General features: G+C 74.6%; 7 protein-coding genes. 2 read left to right on the top strand and 5 right to left on the bottom strand.

The genetic code is table 11. From position 1 onward, the window contains the following. A partial coding sequence (locus C1J00_RS33045; RefSeq protein ID WP_102912655.1) for an aminotransferase-like domain-containing protein occupies positions 1-997 on the top strand: 997 nt, incomplete at its 5' end. A 49-nt stretch (positions 998-1,046) separates the two neighbouring features. Further along, positions 1,047-1,514, top strand: a complete 468-nt coding sequence (locus C1J00_RS33040) for a carboxymuconolactone decarboxylase family protein (protein WP_102912654.1) — start codon at positions 1,047-1,049, stop codon at positions 1,512-1,514. A 72-nt stretch (positions 1,515-1,586) separates the two neighbouring features. On the opposite strand, the gene C1J00_RS33035 is transcribed toward C1J00_RS33040, so the two are convergent. The 5 genes from C1J00_RS33035 to pabB are packed head-to-tail and all read right to left on the bottom strand — an operon-like array spanning position 1,587 to position 8,313. Continuing rightward, complete coding sequence (locus C1J00_RS33035) at positions 1,587-2,390, bottom strand: aminotransferase class IV (RefSeq protein WP_439333454.1); 804 nt, start codon at positions 2,388-2,390, stop codon at positions 1,587-1,589. 10 nt (positions 2,391-2,400) lie between these two features. Next, positions 2,401-3,576 carry an FAD-dependent monooxygenase gene (locus tag C1J00_RS33030; RefSeq protein ID WP_102912653.1) on the bottom strand — a complete coding sequence of 392 codons (1,176 nt, stop codon included), beginning with the start codon at positions 3,574-3,576 and terminating at the stop codon, positions 2,401-2,403. Then, the gene (locus C1J00_RS33025) at positions 3,573-5,132 is read right to left on the bottom strand and encodes a class I adenylate-forming enzyme family protein (protein WP_102912657.1); all 1,560 of its coding nucleotides are present in this window, start codon (positions 5,130-5,132) and stop codon (positions 3,573-3,575) included. The genes C1J00_RS33030 and C1J00_RS33025 overlap by 4 nt, the downstream gene beginning before the upstream one ends. A gap of 23 nt (positions 5,133-5,155) precedes the next feature. Then, positions 5,156-6,679 carry an AMP-binding protein gene (locus C1J00_RS33020; RefSeq protein WP_102912652.1) on the bottom strand — a complete coding sequence of 508 codons (1,524 nt, stop codon included), beginning with the start codon at positions 6,677-6,679 and terminating at the stop codon, positions 5,156-5,158. Continuing rightward, positions 6,676-8,313 carry an aminodeoxychorismate synthase component I gene (gene pabB / locus C1J00_RS33015; RefSeq protein WP_439333455.1) on the bottom strand — a complete coding sequence of 546 codons (1,638 nt, stop codon included), beginning with the start codon at positions 8,311-8,313 and terminating at the stop codon, positions 6,676-6,678. The genes C1J00_RS33020 and pabB overlap by 4 nt, the downstream gene beginning before the upstream one ends. Between the last annotated feature and the right edge of the window lie 11 nt (positions 8,314-8,324).

Raw genomic sequence — 8,324 nt, 5'->3', positions numbered from 1 at the left:
CCTCACCGCCGCCCCGCACCACGCCCTCGACTACGGCGACCCGCGTGGCCGCCCCGAGCTGCGGGCCGCGCTCGCCGGATACCTCTCCCGGGCCCGGGGCGTGCGCACCGGCCCCGAACGGATCGTGGTGTGCGCCGGGTTCGTGCACGGCCTGAAGCTGCTCGGCACGGTTTTGCGGGCACGCGGAGCGCGGACGGTCGCGGTCGAGTCGTACGGTCTCGACGTCCACGGCAGGATCCTGGCCGCCTCCGGCCTGGACACCGCCCCGTTGCCCTTCGACCGGCTGGGCACCGACCCGGGCGCCGCGTCCGGAGCCGACGCACTGCTGCTCACCCCCGCCCACCAGTTCCCCATGGGCGTGCCCCTGCACCGCGACCGCCGTACGGCCCTCGTGGACTGGGCGCGGCGCACCGGCGGGCTGGTGCTGGAGGACGACTACGACGGGGAGTTCCGCTACGACAGGCAGCCCGTCGGGGCGCTCCAGGGGCTGGACCCCGACCGGGTCGTCCACCTCGGCACCGCGAGCAAGTCCCTCGCGCCCGGGCTGCGGCTGGCCTGGATGGTGCTGCCGCCGCGCCTCGCCGAGGAGGTCGCCGCGGCGAAGGGCGGTGTCGACACCTGTGGGGTGCTGGACCAGCTGACCCTGGCCGAGTTCCTCACCTCCGGCGCCTACGACCGGCACGTGCGCGCGGCCCGCCTGCGCTACCGGCGCCGCCGGGACGCCCTGGTCGCCGCCGTCACGGCCCGGGCCCCTCAGGCCCGCGTCACCGGCATCGCCGCCGGTCTGCACGTCCTGCTGCGCCTGCCGGCGGGCACCGAGCAGTCGGTGGTGCAAGCGGCGCACTGGCGGGGCCTCGCCCTGCACGGACTGGCCCGCTACACCCACCCGGCCGCGCGGGCCGAGCCCGTCGACGCCCTGGTCGTGGGATACGGCACGCCGCCGGACCACGCCTGGTCGGGGGCGCTGGACGCGCTGTGCGCGGTACTGCCCGGATAATCCCGCGAATTCCCCCTCCTGAATGTCGCCCGACGGATATGGTCACGTTATGAGCGAAAGCACTTCCCCCTCTCGTGTGGTCCTGAAGAAAGTCACCCCCGACGTCTCCGCGGCCATGGGCTCCCTGCATGCCGCCGCCGTTTCCGCGGCTCAGGGAGCACAGCTCGAACCGGAACTGCTGGAATTGGTCAGGATCCGCGCCTCACAGATCAACGGCTGCGCGTTCTGCCTCGACATGCACACCGCGGACGCCCGCGAACGGGGCGAGACCGAGCGGCGCCTCTACACCCTGAACGCCTGGCGGGAGACGCCCTTCTTCACCGAACGGGAGCGCGCCGCACTGGCGTTGACGGAGGCGGTGACGCTCGTCCACGACAGCCGTGTCCCGGACGCCGTCTACGCCGAGGCGGCCGCGGTCTTCGACGAGAACCAGATCGCGGCCCTCATCTGGGCGGCCACCGTCATCAACGCCTACAACCGGATCGCGGTAGCGACGCGCATGGCCCCGAAAAACTGAAAAAGGCATCCCTGATAGGCAACGGAAAAGGCGCCGGGTCGAATTCGACACGGCGTCGCTCTTTCCTCCGCATCAGCCGGCCGGCAGCGGCTCCATGACGCTGTCCAGCCAGCTGCGCCATTCCCCCGCCCGTTCCGCCGGCGGCACCCGCATCGGCCGCCCGACCCAGCCCGTGACGGGCCGGATCCCGTGCAGCGCGTTCACCAGCCACACCTCACGGCCGTCCAGTTCCGCCACGGTCCGCTCGCGGTGCGCGATCCGCAGCCCCGAGCGCAGTGCCCGCTCCTGCACCAGCCCGGCCGTCACACTCGGCAGGACGGGCAGCCGAGGCGGGGGCAGGCACAGGGTGTCGTCCTCCCACCACAGGACACCGGCGGTGGCCGACTCCAGGACCGCGCCCGAGGGGGTGATCAGCACCGCCTCCTCCGCGCCCTCGCCGGTGGCGCGGCGGCGCACCCGCGCCAGGGTGTCCAGGTCCGGGCCCTTGCGGCGGGGCACCGTCCGCGGGTCGGACTGGCCCGCCGCCCACAGGCGCACCCCCGCACCCAGCGGCGGAGCGGGCCGCAGCAGCAGCCGCAGCTCCAGGGATCCCGCCGCGAGTTCCACCCGGGGGAACCACTCCCCGGTTCTCGGCAGCGCGGCGGTCACGTCCTGCCAGAACGCCGTGAGCCTGCGCGGCTCCGGCCCGCCGCAGTCACCGCAGGCCCGCGAGAACCGCTCCCGGTGCCTGGCGTACGCCCGCACGCGGCCCTCGCGCAGCAGCCAGGAGTCCGCGACGAGCAGCCGCCCCCCGGCCGTCCGCTCCAGGGCCGGGGCCAGGCCACGGCCGGGCGTCCAGGTCCACAGACCCTCCGCCACCGCCGGTCTTGTCACCATGAGCCTCTCCTCAGTACCTGCGGCCCGCGACGGCGGGCGCCCCGTGCCGGGGCCCGTACGGCGCGTGCTCCAGCCAGGATCCACACCACGGCAGCACCGGCGCCAGGGCCGCCGCGGCCCGCTGCCCGACCCGGACCATCCTGCCCGGCCGCAGATGGTCCAGGGCCGTACCCGCGGCGGCCAGGTTGAACAGTCCCGCCGCGCGCCGCACCTCGGCGAAGCGCGCGACCGCCTCGGCGCTCCCGGCGGCGATCGCCCCGGCGGCGGCAGCCGCGTCCGCGATCCCGCTGTTCATGCCGCGCGCCCCGAACGGCGGAAAGAGATGCGCCGCCTCACCGGCCAGCAGCACCCGCCCGTGCGGATCCGTGAAGGAGGCGGCCACCTTGCGCAGGAAGCGGTACGTCGACACCCACAGGATCCGGTCGCCGTAGCCGTCCCCGACGATCGCCGGCAGCCAGTGGCGTACGGCCTCCTCGGTGCCGAACTCCTCCGGCCGGTCGTCGTCGCGGCACTGGAGGTCGATCTGGAAGCCCCCGGTGAACGGCACCCGCATCACACTGCGCCCGCCGGCCCCGGGATGCTCGTAGTGGAAGACCCGCTCCAGTGGCAGCTCGCCGCCCGGCACGTCGGCGACGTCCACGACGACGTGGAAGCCCTCGCCGCGGGTGCCCGCCAGCGCGATGCCCAGCTCACGCCGGACCGCGGAGCGGGCCCCGTCGGCGGCGACCACGTGGGAAGCGCTCCACTCCCGCCCGTCCGCGCCCGTCAGCCGGACCCCGCTCTCCGTGCTGCACACGCCCGTCACGCGGGCGCCCCACTCGAAGCCGGCCCCGGCCCGCTCACAGGCCGCGCGCAGAAAGCGCTCGGTGTCCGCCTGGCGCAGGCTGGTGAAGGGTGGCGGGCCCGAGGGGGGCGGGAACGTCCGGGCGTAGACCTCGCGCCCTCGGTGGAGAGTGCGCCTGGTGTGCCAGGTCCGCCCGTACGCGGTGATCTCGGCGGCGAGGCCGGGCAGCATCGCGTCCAGCAGGCCGAGGGTCTCCCGGTGCACGAACAGGGCCCGGCTGCCGGGCCGTTCGCGGTCCTGCGGGTCGGCCTCCAGCACGGTGACGGGCAGGCCGTGGGAGCGCAGCGCGAGGGCCGCGGAAAGGCCCACGGGGCCGGCCCCCACGACCACGACCGGGGTCACGCCCTGACGCCTTCGCCGAGCATCCGGGCGATCTCCACCCGCTTCACCTTCCACGTCGCCGTCATCGGCAGCTCCTCGAACCGCCACTGCCGCGGCTCGGCCATCGCCGGCAGCCCGGCCGTGGCCCGCCGCCAGCGCTCCGGGTCCAGCGGCCGCTCACCGCGCACGCACACCACCGGCACCGGCTCACGGCCCGCCCCCGGCACGATCACGACCTCGCGCAGCTCCTCCAGCCGGGACATCAGCGTGTCCTCCACCTCCAGGTTGCTGTGCACCGCGTCGATCCGGTCGATCTCCCGGTCGATCAGGTACAGCGCGCCGAGACGGCCGCGGTAGCCCAGGTCGCCCATGTCCCACCAGCCGTCGGTGAGCTGACGGTCGTAGCGCTCCGGCATGCCGAGGTAGGTGAGGATGCGGCCACGGGTGCGCGCCTCGATACGGCCCGGTGTGCCGGGCGCGACCCGCCGCCCCTCGGCGTCGGTGACCCGGACCCGGGTGAAGCCGGGTATCCCGAAGCCGACCCGGCGGCCGTCCGCCCGGGCCGCACCGCGCCGGGTCACCACCTGGAACGCCACCGGGCCCGTCTCGCTCTGCCCGTACAGCTGGATCAGCCAGGGCGTACGGCGCCGCGACGCGTCCAGCAGCCGCCGCACGGTGCGCGGATGGATCGCGTCGAACGTCGAGCCGTACGACCGGACCCGCGACAGCGGCGCCCCGGGCGCACCGGCCAGTTCCTCCCACAGCACGAACGTGTTGGGGTGCGTCTCCACGATGCCGGGCCGGTGCCGGACCAGCAGCGGGCCGACCGAGGCCGGGTCCGGGTCGGTGATCAGCACCAGCGGGCTGCCGAAGTGCAGCAGCACGCCGAGCAGGTGGTAGAAGCGCGAGTGCACGAACGACATGTGCAGTGCGGCCGTCTCGCCCCGGGTGGGCCAGCCCATCGCCTGCTGCGGCACGAGCCGGTTCCACATGGTCCGCGCGCAGTGCACGGCCAGTTTGGGGACGCCGGTGGTGCCCGAGCTGTGGGTGATCAGGGCGGGTTCGCGGGGGTGGAGCCGGACCGGCGGCGACGGTTCGGCGCCGGTGTACCGCGCCAGGGGCTCGGCACGGGGTGCGTCGTCCACGGACAGCGTCCGTCGCACGAGCCCGGACAGGGCGATGTCCTTCAGGCCGTCCAGCGTCGGGCCGTCGGTGATCAGCCAGGGCTGCCGCAGCCGTCCTAGGAGCTGCCCGGCCACCGCCGGGGCCAGCGCGGGCGACAGCAGCACGGGCACGGCCCCGATACGGGAGACGGCACAGGTCAGCAGCATGATGTCGACGTTGTCCGCCTTGTGCACGACGACCTGCTCCGAGGGCCGCACCCCGGCCTCCCACAGCCGTCCGGACAACTCCTCGACCACCTCGTCCAGCACGGTGTAGCTCAGGTCGGTCCCGAGACAGGGGGCGACGTCGAGCGGCCGGTCGAGGGTGACGAAGACCGCCCCGTGCCGGTCGGCCGCACGCCGGAAGAGCGGTCCCAGACAGAAGCCGCGGTCCGCGAGCAGGGGCTGTCGCATCGGGTCGTTCCTCTCCGTGGTGTTCACCAGGCGCCCTTCCGGACCAGATGGCGGCGCAGCTTCCCGGTCGGGGTGCGGGGCAGCGACGGGACGAAGCTGACACTGCGGGGGACCTTGAACGCGGCCAGGCTCTCGCGCGCCAGGCCGGTCAATTCGTCGGCCAGACCGTCCCGGACGGGCGGGACGGGAACCACGAAGGCCCGCAGCCGGCTCGCGCCGTGCCCGTCGGGAACGGCGGCGACCGCCACCTCCCGCACCGCCGGATGGCCACGCAGCACCGCCTCCACCTCGAGCGGGGAGACGGTGATGCCGCCGACCATCTCCATGTCGTCGGCGCGGCCCAGGTGCCGGTAGGTGCCGTCCGGTTCGCGGCGGGCCCGGTCCCTCGTGGCCAGCCAGCCGCCCACGAGGGTGTGGGCGGTCTCCTCGGGCCGGTTGAGGTAGCCGGGCGTCACCGTCGGCCCGCGCACCCACATCTCGCCCTCGTCGCCGTCCGGTACCGGGTGGCCGTCACGGTCGCGCAGCTCCACCTCGAAGCCGGGGACGGGCGGGCCGACGGTGCCCGGGTGGTTGTGGGCGAAGCCGTTGGCGCAGAACGCGTGACCGGCCTCGGTGGAGCCGATCTGCTCCAGCACCGGCGCGCCGAGCAGCGCGGCCACCTGCGTGGCCAGTCCTTCCGGCAGTCCCTCACCGGCCGACACCGCGGCCCGCACCGATGCGAAGCAGCCCGCGTGCCCGTGGCCCCGTTCGGCGACCAGCGCCGCGTACGCGGACGGAACCGAGTACAGCAGCGTCACCCGGTGCCGGGCGACCAGCTCGTCGATGGTGGCCGGGCCGGGACGCCGGTCCACCAGGACGGCGGACGAGCCGGAGAACAGCGGGAAGACGAACGCGTTGCCGAACCCGTAGGCGAAGAACAGCTTCGACACCGACAGGGTGACGTCCTCCGCGGTGATCCGCAGCACCCGCCGCCCGACCAGGTCGTGGTACGTCCGTGGATCGCCGTGCGTGTGCACGACACCCTTGGGGCGGCCCGTGGTGCCGGAGGTGTACTGCACGTACAACGGGGTGTGCGCGTCGGCCTGGTGGGCGGCGGCGGGCCCGGCGGTGGAGGCGAGGGCCATCAGCTGGTCGGCACCCAGCGCAGCCCGGCCGGTGAACCGCTCCTCCAGGCCCGGCCCGGTCACACACAGCACGGCGCCGGTGTCCTCGGCCAGGAACGCGTGGTCGGCCGCGGGGAGTTCCGGGTTGACCGGCACCGCGACGGCACCGAGGCGGGCCGTGGCGAGGAACGCCGTCACCCAGGCAGGGGAGTCCGGCAGCGCGAGCAGCACCCGGTCGCCGGGGCGCACCCCGTGGCCGGCCAGCACGGTGGCCGCGCGGGCGGCGAGGTGGTGCACCTCGCCGTGGGTCCAGGACCGGTGCCCCTGGTGGAAGGCGGTTCTGCCGGTCCATCCGCGCCGCTCGGCGAGTTCCGCCAGCTGGGCCGCGAGATTCCCGGGCGCCTCGGCCTCGGCCGGGCTCGGCATGACCTGCGGACTGGTCATCGCCTGACCTCCTCCGCCGCCCCGGCCCGCTGCCCCGGCGGACCCTCCTGCCGCGTCCGGTCGGCCGTGTGCCGGTGGAGGGCACGCATCGGGGCCGCCGTCTTCAGCAGCATCTCCTCGTACTCGGCGTCCGGATCGGAGCCGAGCACGATCGCGCCGCCCGCCCCCAGGTGCATCGCGCCGTCCGCGAAGACGGCGGTCCGGATCACGATGCTCAGGTCCGCACCGCCACCGCAGCCGAAGTAGCCGAGGGCGCCCGAGTAGACGCCACGGGCCTCGGTCTCCAGCGCGTCGATGATCTCCAGCGTGCGCAGCTTCGGCGCGCCGGTCATCGACCCGCCCGGGAAGCAGGCCCGCACGCAGTCCACCGCGTCCGTGCCCTCCCGCAGCTTGCCCCGCACGGTGGACACCAGCTGGTGCACGGTGGCGTAGGTCTCCGTGGCCATCAGCTTGGAGACCCGCACGGTGCCGGTCCGGCAGACCTGCCCCAGGTCGTTGCGCAGCAGGTCCACGATCATCAGGTTCTCGGCCCGGGTCTTGGCGTCCGAGGCGAGCGCGTCCCGCAGCCGGGCGTCCTCCTCCGGCCCGTCGCCCCGGGGCGCGGTGCCCTTGATGGGGCGGGCCTCCACGGTGCCGTCCCGGTCGATCCGCAGGAACCGCTCGGGCGAGGAACCGGCCACCTCCAGCTCCCCGAACCTCAGGAACGCCGCGTACGGGGCCGGGTTGTCGCGGCGCAGCGTGCGGTAGAACTCCAGCGGGTCGGGCGGAGCGGGCAGCCGGGCGGCGTTCGTCAGGCAGACCTCGTAGCTGGTGCCGGACCGCAGCGCCCGCCGGCACGCCTCGATGTCCGCGAGGTACGTCGCCCGGTCGCGCACCAGCCAGGGCTCGGCGGCGCCGGAGTCGGCCGGGGACGGCGGTCCGGGCAGCGGCGGGCGTTCCGTCGCCACGCAGGAGAGGCCGACCAGCACGCCCTCCAGCCAGTCGGCGGCCTCCCGCGCGGCCTGCGGGGTGTCCTCCGCCAGGCATACGGCGTAGGTGAAGCCCTCCTCGTGGTCCACCGCTATCACCCGGTCGGCGAACAGCCATGCGGCGTCCGGGGTGGGGGAGCGGTGCCGGTTGACCGACCCGCAGTCGGCCTTCATCTCGTAGCCGAAGTAGCCGACATAGCCGCCGGTGAAGTCGAACGGCAGGCCGGTCGCGTCCACCCGGCGGTTCGTCAACTGCCGCTTGAGGTAGTCGAAGACACTCGCTCGGACCCGCCGCACCGGCCGGCCCGCGCGCTCGATCTCACACCGCCCGGCACCGACGTCGTACCGCACGAACTCGGCGAGCGGCCCCTGGTCGTCCCCGAGGAACGAGAACCGCGACCGCCCCGGCTCGACCAGTGAACTGTCCAGCCAGAAGCTCCGCGGTGACCCCGCGAACATCCGCCTGAAGACCGCCTCGGCGTCAACGGCACCGCTGACCCTCCGGGTGTGCAGCCGATACCCGGCCCGATCGGGCCGACGGGGCCGGGGGACGGCGACGGAGGCCGGTGCGACTTCGGCGAGCGCCTTCCGCGGCTCCCGGCCAACCGGTAAGGCGGACGCGTCCGCGCACCCGGAACCGGGGGTTACAGGGATGCTGGGGGCCACAGGGGCAGTGC

It is taken from the genome of Streptomyces cahuitamycinicus (genome assembly GCF_002891435.1).
Classification (GTDB): Bacteria; Actinomycetota; Actinomycetes; order Streptomycetales; family Streptomycetaceae; genus Streptomyces; species Streptomyces cahuitamycinicus.
This window is presented reverse-complemented; position numbering and strand designations above follow the sequence as displayed.